Here is a 22,498-nt window from a genome sequence, read left to right as displayed (position 1 = left end):
TTATTATGGATAATTTTTCAGATATTATTGTTCGAGCTATTAATCACTCAGTAGCAGAAGCGAAAGAAAGTAAAAGCACAGAAATTTCATCTAACCATTTATTAAAATGGTTGTTGAAGGAATCGCAAGGTTTTTTTGTTCTATTAATTAATGAGTTTGGTGGTAGCCAAGATTTATTACAAACAGAAGCAGAGAAAGCCCTGCAACATTTAGCTGTTTTTTCAGTAGAAGGAGAGCCAGTTGCAGGGAAGTCTTTGGTTCGTATCATGGATGCAGCAAAAGGTTTTGTTAAAGAATTTGGTGATTCAATTATTTCAGGGGATCATATTTTTTTAGCATTTTGGCAAGAAGGAGAGAATCCTTTTTTAGCGTGGAAAAATAATCTTAAACTATCTCTGCAAGAGGTAAAAAACAGGATACATAAAATAAGGAATGGGCGGCATATGGATTCTTCTACAGCTGAGACATCAGTAAAAAGTTTAGAGAAATTTTGTAAAAATTTAACATTTTTAGCGAAAGAAGGAAAGCTTGATCCTGTTATTGGTCGAGATGAAGAGATTCGTAGGACAATTCAAGTGTTGAGTCGTAGGACTAAAAATAATCCAATATTGATTGGTGAGCCTGGGGTAGGAAAAACGGCTATAGCAGAAGGGATGGCTTTACGTATTGTTAGAGAGGACATACCAGACTCTTTAAAAGGAAAATCTCTTTTTGTTTTAGATATGGGAAGTCTCATAGCAGGAGCAAAATTTAGAGGAGAATTTGAGGAGCGTTTAAAAAATGTTTTAGACGAAGTAGAAAAAGCCAATGGAGACTATATTCTTTTTATAGATGAAGTGCATACCTTGGTTGGAGCAGGAGCTTCTGAAGGATCGATGGATGCTGCAAATCTTTTAAAACCTGCTTTAGCAAGAGGCACCTTACATTGTATAGGAGCTACAACACTTAATGAATATCAAAAATATATAGAAAAAGATCCAGCATTAGCTCGTCGTTTTCAGCCAGTATTTATTAATGAGCCTGATGTGGAAAGCGCTGTTTCTATTTTAAGGGGTTTGAAAGAGCGTTATGAAATTTATCATGGTGTACGCATTACTGAAGGGGCTCTTTCTAGTGCAGTGCTTTTATCTCATCGTTATATCCCTGATCGTTTTCTTCCAGATAAAGCTATCGATCTCATCGATGAAGCAGGAAGTCTTATTAGAATGCAAATGGGAAGTTTACCTTTGCCTATTGATTCTAAAGAACGGGATCTTTCTACATTAATTATAAAAATGGAAGCATTGAAAAAAGAAAAAACCCAGACAGCAAATGAAGAAATGACTCTCTTACAAAAGTCTATAAATCACCTTAAAGTAGAATTACAACAGTTAAGGTTAGGCTGGGATAAAGAAAAAGAATTATTGAATCAGCTGAAGGAAAAAAAGAATAAACTTGAACAGTTAAAGTTTGCAGAAGAAGAAGCTGAAAGAACAGCAGATTATAATAAAGTCGCAGAAATTCGTTATAGTACTATGCCAGCCATGGAAACAGCTATTCAAGAGCAACAAAAATATTTGGATGCTTTACCACATCGGTTACTCCAAGAGGAAGTAGATGAAACTTTAATTGCATATATTATTTCTCGCGCTACAGGTATTCCATTAGAAAAAATGTTAGAAGGCGAAGCTGAAAAGCTTCTTCTTTTAGAAGAATATTTAGAAAATCGGGTGATTGGACAATCTATGGCTGTTCATGCTGTTTGTAATGCTGTAAGAGCTGCGCGTGTAGGGTTAAATGACCCACAAAGGCCAACAGGAGTTTTTCTCTTTCTTGGGCCTACAGGTATTGGAAAAACTGAATTAGCAAAAGCGTTAGCAGAAAAATTATTTAATAAAGAAGATGCTTTAATTCGTTTTGATATGTCTGAATATATGGAAAAACATGCAGTTGCTAAGCTTATAGGTGCGCCTCCAGGATATATAGGGTATGAGGAAGGAGGTCTTTTGTCAGAAGCATTGCGACGAAGGCCATATTCAGTTGTTTTGTTTGATGAAGCAGAAAAAGCAGATCCAGATGTCTTTAATCTTCTTTTGCAAGTTTTTGATGAAGGAAAATTGACTGATAGTAAGGGAAGAAAAATTAATTGTAAAAATGCAGTGTTTATTCTGACGTCTAACTTAGGCTCAGAAGAACTTGGGGCAGTATTTCAAAATCATTTAGATCATGATGCAGAAAAAGCTTTACATCTGCTAGGGCCAGTCGTAAAAAAATACTTTCGTCCAGAATTTTTGAATCGATTAGATGCAATTCTTCCATTTTTTCCATTAAGAGAAAAAGATATGGGGCAGATAGTAAAAATACAGTTAAATCATGTAGTAATGCGGATGAGGGAAAGGCACTTAACATTGAGTTGGACAGACGATGTGATTAAGTTTCTTTCTAAAAGGGGTTATGATCCAGTTTTTGGAGCAAGGCCATTAAAACGATTGATACAAGAATTGGTGGTTAACAAGATATCAAAGGCTTTGCTTTCTAGCGCCATTACAGCAGGTGCATCAGTGCAGTTAATGTTAGATAAGAATGATCAAATAGTTTTACAAGTTTTATAATAAATATAAGCTTATTAAAGTAGTTCTTTATAATTTATATGAATGTAGTATTTAATGTTTTTTGAAAGATAAAAATTTTTAATGTATTTTGATCTGAATCTTGTTTACAAGATTCAGATATTATATGGAAAAAAAACAAAACTCCAGATAAGCTTTTTTTATAAAGTCATTAATTACATTATTAATTTTAATTCATAGTTAAGTTTTATCTATATGCTCAGCTGTTTATCCTGTTTCAAATTACAAAAAAACCCATATTTAATATCTTCAAAATTTCAATCTACAGAAGAAATAAAAATTTGTTCAAAGAGAAGATCTCTGGGATATCTTATAGCACTTGTTGCAGGTGCTATTTTGCTTGGTGTAGGGATTCTTTTATCGTCATCTGGATTTGCTATAGCTGGAGTCATTAGTATTACTTCTGGAGGAATATTATTAGGCTTAATTATCAGTGTTTTGATATACCAGTTTTTAAATTATAGCAGTGTTTGCCAACAGGGTTCATTTACACCAGCATCTTTGTTTAAGCCTTCCTTTTATAAATTAAAAAAATTTGAAAGGTATAAAATAGAATTAGAAACATTATTAGAACAACTTAATAATGTAGATAAAGAGCTTATAGCTAAGATCATAAATTTACAAGAAGAGCAACTTCGTGAAAAACAGCGTTTAGATTATATTCATGAAAGTTTTATGCCAGATTTATTTCAAGATTTATCTAATTATATAGAGTTATATCATGAAGGGAAGGATCGAGGACTATATCAGCCAATTACTAAGCAGATACAATCTAAAAAAATGTATGAAACATTTGTAAAATGGTGGCAAGAACATCCTGATCATAGAAGAAACCCTGAATTAGTAAAAATTGAAACAGAGCATTTACTTGCTTATGTGAGAAAATTTTATACTTTTAGCCCTAATTTAAGTGTTATTAAGTCTAAAATCAAGGCGCTAGAGCTACAAGCGAATGAACTACAGGCTCTTGCTCATGAAAAAAATAATCAAATGCTATTTGTTCAAGAGCAGCTTTCTGAATCATTGACAGACGAAGAGTTAAATGTTGTAGATGTGTCTGTACCTATTTTAAGAGAACTTCTTATAGAGAGAGAGTTAGAATTTACAAAAGCTTTATTTATTACACAGCAAGTTTTTCCAGCAGAAGAAGTAATTGACTATGATGAAAATCTTTAAATGCTTATTAAGTATTGAAAAAAAGTTAAACTATTCATTTAAGGATTATTGAATATTACTAGTGTCATATAAAATTAAGATATTAACTATATTAAAATCCTTTTATTATTCAATATATACAATATAATCTGTCAGTAGCCTATGAGTATTAATAGTTGTTCAGCATCTCAGTCTTTAACCATTAGAAGTCATTACTATCCATCTATACCTAAGACTATTTTACTAAGTATTTCTTTTGTTATAGGTTTGTTTTTAACTATTATTGGATTGCTGACTCTCTCTTTTGGTTTTGTAGGAGGATGGGTGCCTGGTCTTATTGGATTAGGACTAATTCTTTTGCCAATCATGTATAAGCTGATTATTTACTATAGAAGTAAAATTCAAGAACAAAAAAATATAGAAAAGCCTGCACATATAGAAAAGCTTGAAAATAAAGCCAACTATTCTGTTTTGTTGCTACGATTTAAAAAATTGAGAGATCAAGTATTAAATAAATTATCAGAATTAAAGAAAGTAAAACAACAGCAAATTATTTTAGTCAACGCTTACTTTACTATATTGTACCAATATCAGGTTGCGCTTTTAGACATTCAGAAAAATGGCAAAACTGCATTTATCAAAGCTGAAAATCATTTACATAAATCTGTATATAAGTTGGATAATAAATTTTTAAAATTAAATAAATATACAAATGAAAATGCTAAAGTCAAAAATAAAAAAAGATGGTTTTTTAAAAAAAAATTAGAAGAGCATCAAAATAAAAAAGAAATACAAAAAGAGCTTTGGCTAGAAAAAAGGGATAAGCTTTTAAAGTTACAAAAGTCTAGAAAATTTTATTTTATACATCATTTGAATGCAGAAGAACAAGAAAAAATTTTGGCCGAAGTAACCTATGAGTTGTCTCAGAAAAGCCAAGATCCTCCTACTGTTCATATATCAAAAAAATGGTTTCCAAATAGCGCTCGAGAGCAAATTTATTTAAGTTGCAAAATTTTATTGTTAGAAGAATCTACTAAAAGAATAGAGCAAGAACTTAAATTATTAAAAATGAAGTTGCACAGAAAGGTTTCAGAAGACATTTGGAAAACCTTGACTATACCAGGAGAATTCATTGAAGATGATGAAAGGTCGATAGCAGATAGTAACCAGTCAATAGAAGATAGCATGCAATCAGGTGATGATCTTGATGCTCCAGAGACTATGAAGTAGGATTTTTCAAAAGCAAATATAATAATAAACTAAGTTTTCAATCCATAGCGCAGTTGTTTTTATATTATTTTGGATAAGTAAAAAAAAATTATGAATCGATAGCATGGTATTTTTATGTATTTAAATGGTCAGGTCCAGAGGCAAAATATGCAATTTTGTCCATGGTCGTACATTTCTTCTAAAGCACAGCATTGTGTAGGTGCTATTACTTGCGCTGTAGGAATAATATTATTTATTGTAGGTATGGTATTAGCTTTTTTACTTGTTTCTGGTGGAATGGCTGTAGGTATAAGTGGTTTAGCTATTCTTTCATCAATTTTTCTTTTAAATATCATAACGCAAATTAAATCACTAACATCTTTTAAACAGCACTCTTCTTTATTAAAACATGATTATGAAGATAAAATCATTCATTCTTCATTAACAAATCAAAATAATGATCCTGTATTAAGTCAGGCCTCTGCTTTTGATAATATCAGCTCTAAAAATGCGACTGTGAGTCATGGTGAAATATTAAATAAGAATGAGTTTCCTAAGATTATAGATGAGGTATTAAGTGAAGGGAATCAACAAATATTGCCTCAATTACCTAATGAAGCAACTCAAATAGAAAAATCTGAGCATGTTGTTTTGCCTGAAGGTGCTTGGCCTTGGGGTGAGAATAAAGATTTTTTTGGGAAGCAAGATCAAGCAACTTTGTTATAAAAAAACCTCATAAAATATTTGTGTTAACCCAATAATTTTTTAGCATGTCCATGCTTAACATTAATCAAATCAAGTTGAGTAAGCATTGTGGGACCAACAATACAGGGTCAGGTGTTTGCAAGCTAGTACAAGTGCTAGTGCAGTTATAAGAACTCGCGAAGCAAATAAAAAAGTAAGGTGAGTAGTTAATGTAATCGTAGCTTTAATGATATTTATAGGAGTTATTATTTTAGCTTTGGGTGATTACGTTTATGTACCTTCAATCAGTGCCAGAGGAATACCTTTAGTTGCTGAAGGTGGTAGTATCATTCTTATAAGGCTAATTACTTTGGCAATTCAGCAAATTAAAAGTGCATATGGTTCAACTCAATTAGATCGAATTAAAGATAAAATTGCTGTGAGAAGATTGTAACAGGCTATGTAAAAGAGAGCCTAGACAGAAAGAAATTAAAGCTGATTAACTCAAATACAATATTGCAGAGAGTTAAGAATTATTGTGGTACTTTAGACCATATACAGACGTCTCATAATATAGAATTATCAAACAAACAAGCAGCTATTGCTGAAGAAGCCATACATTCTAGAATGGATAAAAAAGAGGCGCTGTTGCAATAGGCAAATTACATTATGAACATCTTCTAAACAGCATTCTTTTTTATTGAAAAATGATTATTAATGTAAAATAGTTAATTATTAATTAACAAATAAAAATAATGATCTTCTATTAATTTATGCCTTCTTTTTTGATAATATTAGCTCTAAAACCATTCCTTTAAGTAATACTGAAATATTAAATAAGAATGAGTTTTTTTGAAATTACAGAGAAAGTATTGAGTAGAGGGAATCCACAAATATTACCTCAATTATCTAATGAAGAAGCTTAAACAAAAAAATCTGAATATGTTTTTTGGTCTGAAAATGCTTGAATTGTGGGTGAAAACAAGGGGAAGAAGCTTTTTTACAAAAAATCATCTGAGAGTGCTTTCTAGGGGCTATTTTATGGGAAAAAATCATATTTTTTTTAGCCTAAAATGTTGTTTAAAAAAATTTCTTTTATTTAATTGTTTATTAATAAAATTTTTAAATAAAAATAACTAAAAAGTCCTTGTACTACATTCTTTTTTCCTAATTTGTGGAAGATATTTTTATAAAAGTCTTGTGTTAAACCGATGATTCTTTAAAATGTCCATGCGTAACATTAACCAAATCAAGTTGAGTAAGCATTATGGCATCAGCAATACAGAGTCAGATGTCTGCAACTAGTACAAGTTCTAGTGCAGTTATAAAAAATCGCGAAGAAAATAAAAAGGTAAGGCGAGTAGTTAATGCAATTGCGGCTTTAATGATAGCTATAGGAGCTATTATTTTGGCTGTGGGCATTACTTTTATGTGTCTTCAATCAGTAACAGCAGGAATACCTTTAGTCGCTGTGGGTGGTAGTACTATTCTTATAGGGTTAGTTGCTTTAGCGGTTCAGCAAATTAAAAGTGCACATGATGGAACTCGAGTAGCTCGACGTAAGGATAAAATTGCTGGTTTGAAGATTGTGACAGGCTATGTAAAAGACAACGTAGATAAAAAAAGGTTTGAGCTGACTAACTCAAATACAATATTGCAAAGAATTAAGAGCGATCGTAATAGTTTGGAACATACACAGGTATCTCATAATTTGGAATTATCAAAAAAACAAGAAGCCATTGCTCAGAAAGAAGGATTACATTGTAGAATGGATAAAGAAGTTGCTGAATTACAATTAGCAGCAAAGCAAGAGAATGGCAATAATGGATTACATGCTCAAAAACTAGCTCAACATAAAAAAGAAATGAAATCATTGAAAGCTGAAATCAAATCTATGAAAAAAGCTAGAGATAAAATGATTAAAAGTAATCTTCCACTACAATTGAAAAATGAAAATGTAGGAAAAGAAGAAGAAAAATGGCAAAAGCAAGTAAATATGCTAGAAGAAGAACTTACTCAACTGGAGCTTTTTATGAAGGACTTACCTTCACAAACAACAACAGCACCAGTAACAACAGTAGGACAATACAAATACAATCAAGCATTTGTTAAGGAAGCAAAAATGCCTCAAGTACATGCATATGCGAGACTTCAACAACAAGTCAATGACTTAAGTGCAACTGTGGGTCAAATGAAATCATCAGTTAGATAATTAATTGTTTGGAATTTCATAAAAAAAAAGAGAATGCAGGGTCCCATTAACATGGTCTGCATTCTTTTTTTTTTGTTTTCAAAGATTTAAAAAATAATGTTAAAATAAGTAGAAAATAGAATTATTTTATTTATGTTTATTAGTTCGCCTACAAATAAATTTTATCAAAAGTCGTTATTCAAAGATGGGCTCTCTCTTAATTTGGGTAGAGGGACATTTTTAGAAGCAAAGCAAGCAAATTTACCACTAGACTTAACCAATCCAACGCCATTTTTAGACAAAGCAGGGGGCACAGCATCTGCATCTATCTCTAAACGTACAGAGTTAGGGACGATTAAAAACAATAAGTTACAATTTAAAGATGCTCTTCAAGCAACAACAGCTATTCACTTTACCCAGAGTAGTATAAGTGTTCAAATTTTAGGAATGGTTGTTTGTTGTATGAATTTAGCGCAAGGAGTTCCTTCTTCTATACAAACAGATTCTGAATAGAACAAATAATGACATTAGTGTTATAGGAGCTATTTTAATTATTAATTCATAAATTAGAATAAATATTTGTTTGTTTGATTTATAAATGAAAATAATAAAATATTGTATAAAGATCATTTTTAAACAATGATTGGATTAGTTTGATAAATATGTTTAAAAAATAAGTAGTGTTATAAATTTTCTATGAAAATCATTAATTATTGTGAGAGATCTTCTTTAAAAAATATCTCATTTAAAGGTGCCTTAATCTCAGCCAGTATTACAGTTATAGGGCTGACGCTATTGGTGATAGGGATTATTGTTTTTATGCAGCAACTTTTACCTCTTGGGGTAGTTTTATTGGGGACTGGTGGTGCTTGTTTAATCCTAGGTTTAATTAGCACGATTATTACATGTGTAAGACAGAAAAAATTAGAAAGTGTAGAAAGGGTGACTGATCAGCATGAAGGATCAGCTAATCTTACTTTGGTAGATTTACAAAGTTCTTACGATCTTTATTATACATTATATCATACGCTGGGGGAAGAAGTAGACCAACTAGTCCAAAAGATACGGTTATTGATAGAAAAAGATGAGCAATTAAAAGAAAAATTTGAAAAAAATGATGAAGCAATAAATCAATTTATCATTAATTCAAAGCAGTCAAGGGTTCAGGAAGAAACATATCTTGATCAATTAAAGGATGATAGAAGTTTTGCTTGGTGGGCAGGAGAAGAGGCTTTAAAAACAGTAACTAATTGGACTGTGGGATGGTTTTATGATACAGAAGAGGGCTCAGTAGATCCTGAAGCTAAAAAGTTACAACAGATTCAAGAATTAGTTCTTTATGAGCAAACACAACAAGGAAAGTTTGATAATCTTGTGGAAGAAAAGAAGCAAGAGCAACTAGATATACAAGTTGTGTTGGCAGGTAATCATAAAGATATGGAGGAGCTAAATCATAGAATAGAAAGACGAAAAGAACATAAAGATAAGATTAGTGATTATTTACTGCAGATCAATCAATTTATTGCAGGGATGACGCAAGTAGAAAGGAATGAATTACCAGATACGCCAGGTGCCTTTTTAGATGTAGAAGCACCTATAATGGAGGAGCTAGAGTTACCTGAGATTGAAGGGGTTGAAGAATATTTAAATTTATTTGATCCAGCAATTCAGCCTAAAAATTTCAATATTGATCTTACAACAGCATCTATTTTAACTTTTGTAAAAGATTTTCATAGCTGGATGCAAGTAGATGCTTTAGATTTTTGTGACTTTTGTCAAAAAATTTTCAATAACGAATTAGATGTATCAGCTATAACCAAAAAAATAAATTTTATTTTGCGAGAGATTTTTCCTTCATTGCAGCTATTAGTAAAAAGTAAATGTACGCGTCCTTTAAAAAATTTAATACAATTAACTGATTTTATAAGTACGAAAGAATTTTTAGCGCTATTAGCAAAGCATGTAGAAGTCAAGAAAGACTTCAAAATGTTTATCCTTACGTTATTCAATGCTATGTCAGTAGATGAAGCTATGTTTAGTATATTTATGACGATGATTAATGCCATATTTACTATGGCACATACTAAAGGGATTACATCTCAACAAGAGTTGATGTCTTTCTGTGAATACTTAGGCATTAGCATAGAAAGATATAATCATGCGGTGCAAACAGCAGATTTTGTTAATTTAATGGTAGATCTTTGTGAAATAAAAGAAGAAGAAGCGCCAGGGTTAAGAGAAAAATTAGAACAAGGGAGTGTGCTAAATTTTGCAGCTTTCTATAAGGAATATTTATCTAAAAATATAAAATATGATAGTCCTTCCAGTGTAGAAGATTTAAATAAACTATGCACAATTTTAAAAAATAAGTTAGGGATAGGGAAATTTATTGCAGATGCACTGTATTTTAGAGTGCATCAAACATCAAAATTATTTCAAAGTAGACAAGAACATATCTTTAGTTTTTTGAAAAATTTATCTAAGAATATGTCTCATCAAATCACCATTTTGAATGTTGTTAAGCAATGGGTTAACATACCTATTCCTTCTATTTTGAATATACTGGAAGGAGTGCTTTCTCTGCTCTTTCATTTTAAGTCATTCGATGCTGGTATACAGAGTAGATTCTTTAAAGATCTAGAAATCCCCCAGGTGAATCTAGAAAGAAGTATTCAGCAAGGCTATTTCTTTAGATTGATAGCACCGCAGTTTTATCGAAAACAATAATCTATCTTACATAAAGAAAAAGTTAGTTGATTTAATAAAAATATATACTCACAGGGATGCTAAGTATGAGATTCATTCTGAACACTCAAATATTATTAACTTCAAGAAAGATCAGTATTAAATTTTCTCAGAATATTTTTTAGGTATTAAGGGTAAATAAGTAAGGTAGAAGCTTTTGTAATAGTATGTTTTATTAAATAAAAAATAATTTTAAAAAAGAAATTTTTATTATTATAATTTCATTACTAATAGCTATTTCTTGAAATAGTTTTTTTTATAAAATATGGATAAAGTTATAAAATTATACTAATATATTGAAGAAACCCTATCATTAATTGAATTTTTAAAGATTTTTTTTACATATGACAAATTCTTTAACCCCATCTTCCTCGAGCAGTATTCATAAGCTTGATGTAAGACACCATGATTCTGTAAGAAGTCAAAAAAATATAGCTAAATTTGCTATGTTTTTGTCTATTATATCTTTATTAGCATTAGCATCATGTTCTTTTATTTTAGCAAGTGTTGGTGTAGTAGGTGCCATTATTGGGGGGACGTTAGGAGTATTTTTTGGTATTACTTTCATCGTTGCTGCTATAAAGTATTGTCAAAAACCTAGGGCTCAGATAAGTAGAGCAAGCTCTACTTCAAGTATAGATATATCTTTGTCATCAAAAGATATTATTAAATTAAAAAAAAATATAGAAAAAGAAGCTGATACTAAGTACAAATATAAGATGATGTATAAAAATATCCAGGCTATGAAAGAAGGAGTGACTGTATTAAATGCAGCTTTATTCAAGAAGGAAGAAGAGCTTAAGTCATTAAAAAATTTTTTTTATAAAACTAAAGATGACATTTTTTTACTACAGGAAGAAGTTAGAGATAAAGAAGCAAAAGTGACATCTAAGTTAGGAGATGCTCAATCTTTAATGGCTACTATTGAAGATAAGAAAAATCTGTACAAAGAATCTGTTGCAGAAAAAAAACAGTATAAATTAAAGCATTCATTTTCTTATAGAATCAAGCCCAAGTTCAAGCAAAAAGTAAAAAATCTTAAACTAATAAATGAAGAATTAAGCAGATTAGAGCTTCCAGAAAAAGAATGTAAAGAGGAGTTAACAATAGCTCAAAATACATTAGAGGAAACAAAAGAAAAATTAAAGGCCCTAAACATTCAAAGCGAAGCCTTAAGCAGTGATAATAGCAAATTACAGCAGTTGGTAGATGAAGAGCATGCAAGGTATCTTTCTCTAATAGAGTGCATTAACAAAGAAGAAGAAAATTTACAAAAAGTAGAGCAAGATTTAGAGGTTATAAAAGAGGCGCAATTAATCTTAAAAGGACAAAGAAAGTTACCTGATGATTATGATGTAATCGTATTACAAACAGATAATATAATTCCTATTGATGCTAGAGAGGTATTGGTAGGCCCATTACTAGACCAAGAGTCATTAAACTTTTCATATACTCCATCTCTAACCGAATCAGATAGGCTTAGTCAAGGAGATGGTGTTAGGAACAATGAGAGTATCAATAAAGTAGATTTGATCTTTATGTTTTACAATCCAAAGATTCCTAATAAATCATTTAATCCAAATAGTACAAACAATCTTAAACTAACAAAAGAGCTGACATATATATTAAAAACCAAGGGGTGCTCTTTTGTTAAAAAACTTTTCAGTTTTTTCTCTAATCCAATAAAAGAAATAATCACAGATTTTGGTATCTTTTCTATAAAAAAAAGTAGCAGTAATTTTTTTGGAGTTATTGAAAAATTAAATGATCTTATTTCATCACATTCTTCATTAGGATTATTACACGCTTTAATGACCAACCCTTCTATTAAAGAAGAGTTGCTACCTATGATAAGAATACTGCATAAAAAAGATCAAGAGTTGCCTGGATTAATGCTTTATCTTAATTATATCTTTAACGCTTTAATTAGCAGTTTATTTATTAATGTTGATTGGTCTGAGCAAGAATTCCAAGAATTTTGTCAGTTAATAGATGTTGATGATGCATATTGTACAGCTTGTATAAAAAATGGAGTGTTATTTTCTTTAATTTTAGAGAAAATCACAACAAATACAGACTGCCCAAATTTATTAGAATCTGTAAAAGAAACAGATAATGCTTTGATAAAACTTTTTAATACGATTATTCCTATTTGTCAGAAAAAATCTATCCATGATGTAGTGCCTTCTGGAGTTATGACAGGATTGTTGTCTAAAAACTTAAGTATGAAAGAGTTTTTTGAAGAAGCGCCACATTTGTTAGCTTGGTTAAAGATAAATTTAGTGGAAAAAATTTCTGGGCCTAAAAGAAAAATAATTTCTATCATTAATCATTGTAAAGGGCTTAGGGCGATAGGAGACAGCTTACTATCTATTTTATTTGTTTATCAATTATACCCTTTGGCAGATGTAGAAGTGTTCTTTCAAGCCATAAAATGGCCTAAGAAAAAATGTATGAAAGCCATTCAAGAGAAAAAGGTACTTAGTTTGATATTTTCTCTTATTTAGTATTTTTTTTTCTATAAAAGAAAAAAGGCATCCCTATACAAATAATTAAACTTGTTATTATGGCGCATTCATAAATTAATAAATCTTTTTCTTTGATAAGGTGTATAGGGGGCAGAAAGCTAGCAAATAAAGCAGCAAATATTGCAATAAGGCCTGTGATAGAAAGAGACCATATGGTGATCTTACTTTTAAATATTCCATAATGCTCATTTATTTTTGGGCAACGCGTATGTAAAATAGGAGAAGAAATTAATAAAAGGATATAAACTAATAAATATAGTTGTGTACTAAGAATATTTAAAAACCAAAATCCTGCAGGAAGATCTGATAGTAAGAATAAAAAAAATGTAAAGATGGTAACAATACAAGCTTGTAAAATTAAAATGTGTATAGGGGCTTGATTTTTATTTACTTTTAGAAAAATTTGAGGTAGATACCCAGCTTGAGCAGTATTCAAGAGACCTTGAGAGGAAGTGATAATCCAGGTATTAAATTGGCTAGATAAGCCAAGCAAAATAAGTCCAGATATTATTCTTCCATATTTAGATAATCCTATAGAACTTAATAATATAGAGCAGGCATCAGAAATAGCTCCAAAGACATTAATATCACTACTAGGTATTACAATAGCAATAGCGAGTGTTCCACATATCAAAAAAATCATCATTACTGTGCCTGCAAGAATAATGGCTTTAGGATAATTTTTTCTTGGATGTTTCATCATAGAAATTAAATTTGATGTTGATTCCAGGCCACTTAATGAAAAAAAGATACTTGTTATTAAGGCTAAAGTTGTAGTGAATCCTGTCCGAGATGGAAATATTTCTATCCAAGAAAACTGAATGGCACAAGGATGTCCTTTTATTATCCATACAATACCCATGCCAATAAGACAAATAGATGGAATAATGGTTCCTAAGAAAAAACATATGCTTGTAATACGAGAAAAAATAGCATAGCGAAAGGTAGCAGCGAAGGTAGAGCTCCAGAATAAAGCAAGAATAAAAAGAAAAACCCTCACCTTGTTATAAGGTTGGCCAGGAGTGATTAAACGAAAAAAGCTTACAGACCAAAAGGTTAAAACAGCTGGATACCAAACCAATCTATGAAACCATTGCAGCCAAGAAGCAATAAATCCCCATTGTGGGTTAAAAGCTTTTTGTACCCAGGTGAATATGTTTCCTGGAAACATAGATGCTAAATGCGCCGTGGTAAGAGCGTAGGGGATCATAAAAAAAATGACAGCAAGAAAATAATAAAAGACAGAAGACAGGCCATGAAAAGCTAATAAAGGAAAGCTTCTAAGGCTTAAAACAGCACTTAAAGAGATTGACATTACAGAAAAAATGCCCAAATATTTTTTAGGATTATTTTTCATTAATTTACCTGTTCTAATTGGTTTAATAGGAATAGTAATGGTAAAGAAGCTAATTGGTCAATAAGCCCAATAGATCTTTTCTTGCTCACATTTGAATGTAAATGATTTTTTTTCTTAATAATGGAACAATCTTAATCTGCGTATCTATCAAATAAGCAGATAGGAATAATTTTTTAATAAAAATTTTCATGTCTTGCTTTAGCTAGGTCTGTTAATGATTTTTTTATTAGAGCGCAAGTATTTTTTTTACTTATAGATCTTACGCATAAAACAAGACCATAGCCAAGATGCCAAATTATACTTAGCCCTGTTAATAATGTAGAAGTTATTTTTAAAATAGATTGAGTGCATTCATTAATAATAGAGGTAATAGATAGCCCCAATATTGCTATAATACTAAGTAAGGAGATGATGGTCATGGTGCTTCCAATAATGGCGCTTATATGAATTTTTTTTTGAATTCTTAATGCTGTTTCTATAGCAGCAGCAGTTCTAATTATAGGCATCATTTCTTTTATAATATTTTTAGATTGGAAAAGTTTGTCATTAATAGAAGCTTGTAATCGTTTTATAGCCCCTAAGGGCACCTGAAGCTTTTTTAATTCCATTGACAATAGGCATAATCGAGAGATCATAAGGGTTAATAAAATAAAAATGATGATGAGTGTCTGTATAGAAGAAAAGTAATCTATTGAGGGCTCAATAATCATCAAAATAATAGGAATAGTCAAGAGTATCATGAGTATTTTTTGTATCAATATTTTGGTTTGTTGAGCCTGTTTTTTTGGATAAAATCCAATAGACGTCATCCTTTCTGTACCATTTATATAATCTGAAAGGTAGGTTGAAGAAGGTTTGCCACTCATTGCCCAAGATAGTGTTTCATTTGGGACAAGGAGTTTATTAGAGGTAGGAACCATATCTATAATGTTCAGCAAAGAATAGCTAGCTTCTGTAACAGAAGAAGGCATTTTTATATACTCCATAGTTAATTTTATAAAAATATAAATGTAAATCAATAATGAAAAATTTTTAGCTTTAATATAAAAGTTATTTCATTGATAGAGGAATTAATTGTTGAGTGAAAGATAAAAACATATTAAATAAAGGTAATCATTACTTTTTTTAATATTATAAAAGGAAATTATTATTCAATGATTTTTATAAAAAAATGATTGGATAGAGTTTTAAAAGAGATTGAACAATTTTATTATATTTTCATGGAGTAAGATTAGCTTAAAATAAGAAACTAAAGTGTCAAAAAAATAAAAAATATATGGCTAAATGAGATGTCTAAGTTAGGTTTGTTATATATTGGCCTGGATTTTTTGTGTAATAATGATGAAGAAGAGATACTTGTTTTTTTTCAAGGGCTAATGCAGTTAACATTTTTTCAATATTATTGATGCTATGGGTTTTTTTTATAGAATGGTATGTAGAAATGATCCATAGAACAAAATGTCCAATACTACTTATTCCTAGTAATACAGCAGAAGATATCATACTAATATCTAGAGGGCAGTATCTAATGATAGAGTGGGCGCATGCGTCCCTATTAGCGCTATAGCTAATTGTAATTATTAAACAAGCGCTGACAATTAAAATAATCAACCCTGTAATTGCAACTAGGGCAGAGCTAGCCGATATAATTTGAAAAACATATTGTTTAAAAATAATGCGCTTGGTGGTGTGAATACTATTTTTCATACATTGTATAAAAAATAGTTGCTGATTTTGCATAAAGGATGTTTGTGAAATAAAAAATGATAGTTTTTTTAAAGATAGGTGGCTTTTATACAGATAAAAAAGATCATGAGACGCAATTATGAACCGTATTGTTATTAAAATTAGGGGTATAATAGTAACAAGGAGTAAAAGAATAGGATTTTTACGCGCAAGTTTAAGGTAACCTTTTCCTATTTTTAAATAACAATGCCATGGTGCTATTCCAAAGTTGGAGATAATTAATGAAGGACAAGAGGCATATAAACAGATGAAGCCTTCTTCTGAAGAAGGTTTGTTATCTTTTATCAAAGACCAAGTGTTTTTACTAATATAGAGATCTTTAAAGGAAGGTAAAGAGCATATGACATCTATGAAAGATTGATTTAATGCTGATGTAGATATAAACATTTGTATGTATTCGACGGAATATTGATATGCTATTAAAAAAACATATAAGCTTATCTTATTTATCATAATTGTACTTCGAAGAAAATCATATTTAATCATTAGGATCATCTTTTTTCTGGATCACAAAGGTTATAATGATTTTTTAAAAGTAGAGAGTTAATGAAGATACTGAAGGGCCATTGCTCGCCTGGTGGTTACAGAAAAATATAAACAGAAAGGCCTAACTAGAGAATATGTATTATAATAAAAGAAATAGGAATTATTTGGTTAAAGGCAGATGAAAGAGCTACAAGTATGACAAGTGTCTTAGCTAAAAATAAGATAAATAAACCTTCTATCATTAGCTAAGAGGTGCTTTTTCTTAGGTTGTTCATAGCGATAAAAAAAGATAAAGGTTTTGAGCGGATGATGGCTGAAATTCTATTTGTCTGTTTAAAACATCACTAGGAAGATATATAGGTTTAGAAGTAGGTATAAGGTGAATCATTCTTGTTATTATCGCATTACAACGAATGCTATCGAGCTCATACTTTATCTAAAAATGATGATTATTTAAAAATAACAGTTAAGATATTGTTATATTAAGAAATTAAAGACAAAATGCACTATTTTTTTCTGAGGAAGCTTGTCTTTGCTTAGCTAAATTAGTCAAAGTAATTTTTATTTGATCAGAAGTATTTTTGTTGCAAGCATGTCGAATTAAACTTCCCAATACTAAACCTGTATGAAATAATGCACTTAACACCATTAATGATGCTGACGAAAGCAATAAAAGATTACTAACAGAAAAGTTAGCTATGGTAGGAATATGATTCCAATGGTAATTTCCATATTGAAGTCAAGGATAGGCTAATTACAGTAGCTAATCCAATTATTCCTAAAAGAGTGATTACTGCTCCTGCAATAGATGCTTTTTGAAAAACGCGCGGGCTGTTAACTACTTTCTGAGTAGCTGTAGCAGCATCACTGATAGATTGCATTTTTGTCATGAATAATGTTTTATCAGAGATGTCTATGATTAATTTGGTTAAATCTTTCTCAGAACGATTAAGTTGTAAAAGATTTTTAATAGCTACAATAAATCTTGTTATCATGCTGATGAAAAAGGTGCTAAGAATAACACAGTGAGTAATATGGTGTATTCGTCCCAAGACAGCGCATATAGTTCCAATTAGAGCTGTTATTATTGTAAAAATTAGATTAATGCTAACAATCTCTTTTGTAACTCGATGAACACATTTTGTTTTCCATGATAAAGCGAAACAAGAGATTTATTTCCAGAAGATGAAGTAGCTCTATTCCTAGCCAAATTTAAAGTCTCATTGCGCATAGAAAGGGATTTAGATGTGGGGATAGTAGAAATAGTTATCATTAATGATGAACTAAGTTCATTTATCGCTAATATTTAAGTTATAAAATATTAATGCAGGATAATATAAAAATCAAGATGATGGGTTGTTTTTTAACTAATAGATAAATTATTATAAATCTTTATGAAGAGAGGTGTTAGGTATTTGATGGAATTTTTGAATATGGATAAGTTAATGAGGTTATAATTGATTCAAAATTAAGGTCATTATATTTAAGATGTTTTTGATGGAAAGTGAGTCGAGATGTCATTTCGGATGTCGAGGCCTAAATTGTCCATGGCTTTTTCTATTTTATTATGAATTTGAGTATGACGATAGGCGCGAGTACAAGATATTAAAGCAAAGCTGGTGTTTATTAACATGCTCATTCCAAATACTAATCCAGAAGCGAATAAAATGAGTTGGGTGATGGAAAAAATGCCAAACACAGGATTGGAGGCAATGGAGTAGCTCGTATAGCTATTTATTAAAAGAATGCTAATACCAGCGATTAAAGTAATTATAGAGATAATAGCTAAAATAGAACCAGTCAGAGAAAATTTTTGTAATGAAATTTGTTTACTAATAGCCTTTTTAACACTATAAGCAACACCTTGCATGGTATTAAATTTTTTCATTGCAACAGGAGTATCTTGTGTAGAAGAAATTTTTTTCGAAATAGACATGAGGGCGTCACTTAATCTTTTCTTAGATAAAACAAGGTTTCGAAGGTTTTTAATAGTTATGATTAGTCTTGCAAAGGAAGTGATTAGAAGACATCCAAGCAATGCAGAGGAAGCGATTAGATATAGTTGCCCTAAAAATGCATATGCAGAAAAAGAAGCAATTACAAGTAAGGTAAATAGGGCAGTAAGTGATGAGGTCCAAAGAGATCTCTTTCGATTTTGATTAATGTTATTAAGGTAGGCAGCAGAAAGAGAAGTGTTTGAAGAAGGCCCAAGGTTTTTATTTAAAGCCTCTAGACTACTTGTTAATAAAGAAGAAGATCTGGTTGTGGGAATATCACTAAAGATAAGTAACAATGACGTACTGTGTAATGTAGCTGAGATGGACATGTAAGGCCTTTAATTTTATAATAGAAGAGTTAAAACAATATGATTCTTTCCTTTTTTTAAGCTAAATTTTTTAGAATATGAAAATGATATCATTTTCTAATTCTTGAGGTCGTTGGCCAGGGTTCTTAAAGTAAACCTTAATTGATTAGCAGTATCTTTTAGCTGACATCTTCGATGGATAGATTTAATGCCAAGCCCAAGGTGCATTAAAAGGCCTATCCCTAATAAAGATCCGGATGACATTAATAATAGGTGTGTAGCAGAAAAGCTACTTATTACAGAAGTAGATCCAATGCAAGAACCAGCACAAATATTAGCAAGAATAAGCCCAACAGCAACAGCTAATCCAGTAACAGCTATAAGAGTTAAAGCAGCAGCAGCAATGGATGTTTTTTGTAAATGAATTTGGCTAATAACTATGTCCCTAGTTGATTTTGCAGCATTACTAACAAATTGAAGTTCTTTCTTATCAATAGTTTTTTCTTCATTACGTTTATCAAAAATAGATATATTAATTTGGGTAAGTTCTTTTTCGCATGTATAAAGTTGGCGAAGATTGTAAACAGCCATAATAAGTCTTGTTATCATGCTAACAGCAAGACATCCAAGCATAGAAGCTGTAGCAATAGGTAAAAATCTTCCCAAGCCTGCAAATACGCTGACTGCTATTGCTAATATTGTCGCGCAAACTAAATTAAGTGTTGAGATGAAATTAGCTATTTGATGTAATTTTTTCGTTTTTTTATAATAACTAGAAATGTTAACGATTTCTTTATTACTAACATTATTTTTTATCGAAGCAAGTACTTCCTTAGGTACAAGTACAGCATTTCTAGTGGGGACATTGCCCATGGTAGTCATTAATGATGTGCTATATAATGGGCCAGACAAAGACATGAGTTACCTGCAATTTTAATTATTATTTAGGGTTTAATAAATTTTTTTAAAAAGATTTTAAACCTATATTATATAAAATCAAGAAATTTAATTTTTTGATAAAGAAGTTTTAACCGCTGCAGCCATTCTTTCTTCTGCTAAGGTTTTAATCACTGTTTCTAGCTGATGATGGGTTTGTTTTTGCTGCATTCTTCGATAAATATTGTTGCTTAATATGCCAAAATGCCAAATCGCACTAAAGCCTAATAATGATCCAGATATTATGAAGAGAAGTTGAGTAGCAGAAATACCCCCTATTACAGAAGCGCAACCAATACAAGAGCCCCCATAAATGCTAGCTAACAATAATCCTAAACCTATAGTTAATCCAATTACAGATATAAGTGCTATTGTGGCTCCTGCTATTGATATTTTTTGTCTAGAAAGTTGATTCGTTACAGTTGCTGTAGTAGCTTTAGCAGCATTACTAATCGGCATAAGTTCTTGAGTAGAGAGTCCAGAATTATATACCAATTTATCTGAAATTGAAATAATGATTCCTGAGAATGTCTTTTTACATAAATTAAGTTGACGAAGGGTTTTAATGGCAACGCACAATCGAGTTATTATAACAATGAACAAACAAGTAAAAAGCATAGAGTAAGCTACAGGATTAAACATACCTAAGCTAGCAAGTACGCTAGTCGCTAAAGTTAATTGTATTATAAAAAATGAGGCTACTCGAGCTAAATACTTAGTAGCATAGCGACTTATTGTAGTTCTATGTTTATAATTTGAGAGTGAGACTACGCCATTTAGAGAGCTAGAAGTATTTTTTTCTGCCCAAGACATAGTGCGTATTGGTAACGAGCAGCTACCAGACATGGGTAATTCACGAATAGTGTTTATCAATAAAGAACTAGCTTCAACAGAAAAAGAAGACATTTATACCTCTAATGATTCATTAAAATGAAGGTTTTTGAAATATATTATACAAGCTTTATATATATATAAGCAAGATAATGTATCTTGCAATCAAAAAAATTAATAATAAATTAGCATTATAGATAACTAATGAGAATTATTTATTATATTGTCTAGAAATAAAGTGATATGGTCTAAGTGCAGTAAGTTTATTAATGGAATCTTCTATTTTACAATGTATATTATTTTCTTGATGTTTCCATACAAGGGCTAATTCAGTAAGTCCAACATGTAAAGCCATACTTAAGCTAAATAATGAAGTGGATGTTAAAAAGACAAGTTTAGTAATAGAAAGATTTCCTAAGATGATAGCGTTACTAGTTTGAGAAGAGCCATAAACGTTTGCTAGTAATAGTACAGTTAAAATTTCTTGGGAAGAATTTCTTATGTCATGGATACTGCTGTTATTATTTATCAAGAATGGTAGAGGTGATAGTTTTTATTAGATGAAGTAATGATTTTTTTGATCAAAAAAGTTGATATAAATACTTTAGGAGACAAAAAGTTCTAATTATCATAGCTATACCAGAGAGAAGAAAAACCTTACAGGTACCACTAATAAGACAACCAATTATTGTGACCAGTATTGCAATTATGTAAAGATAAATTCTGTTGATAGCATAGCCAAACATGTGAAGATGGGATGCATTTTTTTTATAGCTAGTAATAAGAATATGCGATTGAGATGAATACGCAGATTTATTGCTGAGGCGCTTTATTTTATTCATAGGCATATATAGCATCTGTAGAAGTGGGTATATTGTCTATGATAGTCATTAATTGCAGAGTGCACTGCTCAGAGAAAGTGGACATGATTTTTGTTTATATAAACTGTTGAATGATTAGCAAGAAAACAAATGCTTACAGACATGTGGCTCTTCTTTCTTGCGCTAATGTTGAGGTACATGTAATAGTAAATATTGATATTAAAGAGCCATTCCCATAGATATTTAGAATCATAAATACAGAGCTAATAATTATTCCTATTAATGATATTATACATATGCTAGAGGATAGAATAGACGCAAAGGAAAGTTACTTTTGCTTAGTAACAATGTTATTAATGGTAAGGCATGCTTCTTTTACTGCTTTGAGTCCAGGAGTGACATGATCAGTGTCAGTTATCATTTTTTGTTCAATATTTTGATTTAGAATTTTTAAAGAATTTTGAGAAATAGAAAATTTTTTTATTATTTTACTAGATAGAATTATTCGCGATATTGTTCCAATAAGACAGCCATTTACTAAGATGATTGTTATAATTGGCCTAAGAGATGATTGTATAGAAAATATAGCAAGGGATAATGTTAATAAAGAAGTTAAAAAAAGCTTAAGTGGGAAAGAAAAATTGCTAAGCAGTTAACAGGGCGTTGATGAAATCGATAAGTATTTAAAAGAGTTTGGTTGTTATCTGAAGAGTCATGGCCATGTGTGGCCCAGGTTAATGTGTTAGTAGCAATAAATAGTTTATTAGTGGTAGGAATAGTTGAAATGATATCGATCAAGTTAATGCTAAATGAAGATACTAAAACAGACATCTAGATACCAATTAATAAATATTTATATGGAATAAAATAGATTAGTGGAATGTGTTAGGTGCAA

At 30.6% G+C, this 22,498-nt stretch carries 20 protein-coding genes; 9 read left to right on the top strand and 11 right to left on the bottom strand.

Annotated elements, in window-relative coordinates; translation table 11 throughout:
• Positions 1-5: 5 nt before the first annotated feature.
• The 9 genes from CLAVI_RS02315 (at position 6) to CLAVI_RS02275 (ending at position 13,100) form a co-directional block, all read left to right on the top strand.
• Positions 6-2,591, top strand: a complete 2,586-nt coding sequence (locus CLAVI_RS02315; protein WP_194843987.1) for an ATP-dependent Clp protease ATP-binding subunit — start codon at positions 6-8, stop codon at positions 2,589-2,591.
• 213 nt (positions 2,592-2,804) lie between these two features.
• Positions 2,805-3,785, top strand: a complete 981-nt coding sequence (locus CLAVI_RS02310) for a hypothetical protein (protein WP_194843986.1) — start codon at positions 2,805-2,807, stop codon at positions 3,783-3,785.
• A 303-nt stretch (positions 3,786-4,088) separates the two neighbouring features.
• A complete protein-coding gene (locus CLAVI_RS02305) occupies positions 4,089-4,994 on the top strand; it encodes a hypothetical protein (RefSeq protein ID WP_194843985.1) in 906 nt (301 codons plus the stop codon).
• Positions 4,995-5,141: 147 nt separating this feature from the next.
• Complete coding sequence (locus CLAVI_RS02300; RefSeq protein ID WP_194843984.1) at positions 5,142-5,699, top strand: hypothetical protein; 558 nt, start codon at positions 5,142-5,144, stop codon at positions 5,697-5,699.
• Between the two features lie 205 nt (positions 5,700-5,904).
• The gene (locus CLAVI_RS02295) at positions 5,905-6,111 is read left to right on the top strand and encodes a hypothetical protein (protein ID WP_194843983.1); all 207 of its coding nucleotides are present in this window, start codon (positions 5,905-5,907) and stop codon (positions 6,109-6,111) included.
• Between the two features lie 813 nt (positions 6,112-6,924).
• Positions 6,925-7,869 carry a hypothetical protein gene (locus tag CLAVI_RS02290; protein ID WP_194843982.1) on the top strand — a complete coding sequence of 315 codons (945 nt, stop codon included), beginning with the start codon at positions 6,925-6,927 and terminating at the stop codon, positions 7,867-7,869.
• A 132-nt stretch (positions 7,870-8,001) separates the two neighbouring features.
• The gene (locus CLAVI_RS02285; protein WP_194843981.1) at positions 8,002-8,361 is read left to right on the top strand and encodes a hypothetical protein; all 360 of its coding nucleotides are present in this window, start codon (positions 8,002-8,004) and stop codon (positions 8,359-8,361) included.
• 183 nt (positions 8,362-8,544) lie between these two features.
• Positions 8,545-10,575, top strand: coding sequence for a hypothetical protein (locus CLAVI_RS02280; RefSeq protein WP_194843980.1), 2,031 nt, complete (start codon positions 8,545-8,547; stop codon positions 10,573-10,575).
• 362 nt (positions 10,576-10,937) lie between these two features.
• Positions 10,938-13,100, top strand: coding sequence for a hypothetical protein (locus CLAVI_RS02275; protein WP_194843979.1), 2,163 nt, complete (start codon positions 10,938-10,940; stop codon positions 13,098-13,100).
• On the opposite strand, the gene CLAVI_RS02270 is transcribed toward CLAVI_RS02275, so the two are convergent.
• The 11 genes from CLAVI_RS02270 to CLAVI_RS02220 all read right to left on the bottom strand — a co-directional run bounded on the left by CLAVI_RS02270 (position 13,093) and on the right by CLAVI_RS02220 (position 22,434).
• The gene (locus CLAVI_RS02270; protein ID WP_194843978.1) at positions 13,093-14,478 is read right to left on the bottom strand and encodes an amino acid permease; all 1,386 of its coding nucleotides are present in this window, start codon (positions 14,476-14,478) and stop codon (positions 13,093-13,095) included. The two genes, CLAVI_RS02275 and CLAVI_RS02270, sit on opposite strands and share 8 nt — an antisense overlap.
• Before the next feature lie 173 nt (positions 14,479-14,651).
• The gene (locus tag CLAVI_RS02265; RefSeq protein WP_194843977.1) at positions 14,652-15,449 is read right to left on the bottom strand and encodes a hypothetical protein; all 798 of its coding nucleotides are present in this window, start codon (positions 15,447-15,449) and stop codon (positions 14,652-14,654) included.
• Positions 15,450-15,771: 322 nt separating this feature from the next.
• The gene (locus tag CLAVI_RS02260) at positions 15,772-16,611 is read right to left on the bottom strand and encodes a hypothetical protein (protein ID WP_194843976.1); all 840 of its coding nucleotides are present in this window, start codon (positions 16,609-16,611) and stop codon (positions 15,772-15,774) included.
• A 589-nt stretch (positions 16,612-17,200) separates the two neighbouring features.
• Entirely contained in the window at positions 17,201-17,359 is a 159-nt protein-coding gene (locus CLAVI_RS02255; RefSeq protein WP_194843975.1) for a hypothetical protein, read from the bottom strand.
• Positions 17,360-17,402: 43 nt separating this feature from the next.
• Positions 17,403-17,762 carry a hypothetical protein gene (locus tag CLAVI_RS02250; RefSeq protein WP_194843974.1) on the bottom strand — a complete coding sequence of 120 codons (360 nt, stop codon included), beginning with the start codon at positions 17,760-17,762 and terminating at the stop codon, positions 17,403-17,405.
• A gap of 44 nt (positions 17,763-17,806) precedes the next feature.
• Positions 17,807-17,983, bottom strand: coding sequence for a hypothetical protein (locus tag CLAVI_RS02245; RefSeq protein ID WP_194843973.1), 177 nt, complete (start codon positions 17,981-17,983; stop codon positions 17,807-17,809).
• 210 nt (positions 17,984-18,193) lie between these two features.
• Positions 18,194-19,036 (bottom strand): hypothetical protein, encoded by an 843-nt coding sequence (locus tag CLAVI_RS02240; protein ID WP_194843972.1) that lies wholly within the window; start codon positions 19,034-19,036, stop codon positions 18,194-18,196.
• A 96-nt stretch (positions 19,037-19,132) separates the two neighbouring features.
• Positions 19,133-19,933 carry a hypothetical protein gene (locus CLAVI_RS02235; RefSeq protein WP_194843971.1) on the bottom strand — a complete coding sequence of 267 codons (801 nt, stop codon included), beginning with the start codon at positions 19,931-19,933 and terminating at the stop codon, positions 19,133-19,135.
• Between the two features lie 87 nt (positions 19,934-20,020).
• The gene (locus tag CLAVI_RS02230; protein WP_194843970.1) at positions 20,021-20,857 is read right to left on the bottom strand and encodes a hypothetical protein; all 837 of its coding nucleotides are present in this window, start codon (positions 20,855-20,857) and stop codon (positions 20,021-20,023) included.
• Positions 20,858-20,993: 136 nt separating this feature from the next.
• Positions 20,994-21,314: a hypothetical protein gene (locus tag CLAVI_RS02225; RefSeq protein ID WP_194843969.1), complete on the bottom strand. Its 321-nt coding sequence runs from the start codon at positions 21,312-21,314 to the stop codon at positions 20,994-20,996.
• 901 nt (positions 21,315-22,215) lie between these two features.
• Complete coding sequence (locus CLAVI_RS02220; protein WP_194843968.1) at positions 22,216-22,434, bottom strand: hypothetical protein; 219 nt, start codon at positions 22,432-22,434, stop codon at positions 22,216-22,218.
• Positions 22,435-22,498 lie beyond the last annotated feature (64 nt).

This window comes from Candidatus Clavichlamydia salmonicola, assembly GCF_015356765.1.
Taxonomy (GTDB): domain Bacteria; phylum Chlamydiota; class Chlamydiia; order Chlamydiales; family Chlamydiaceae; genus Clavichlamydia; species Clavichlamydia salmonicola.
The sequence above is the reverse complement of the archived record's forward strand: the minus strand, read 5'-3'. Positions and strand labels throughout refer to the sequence as shown.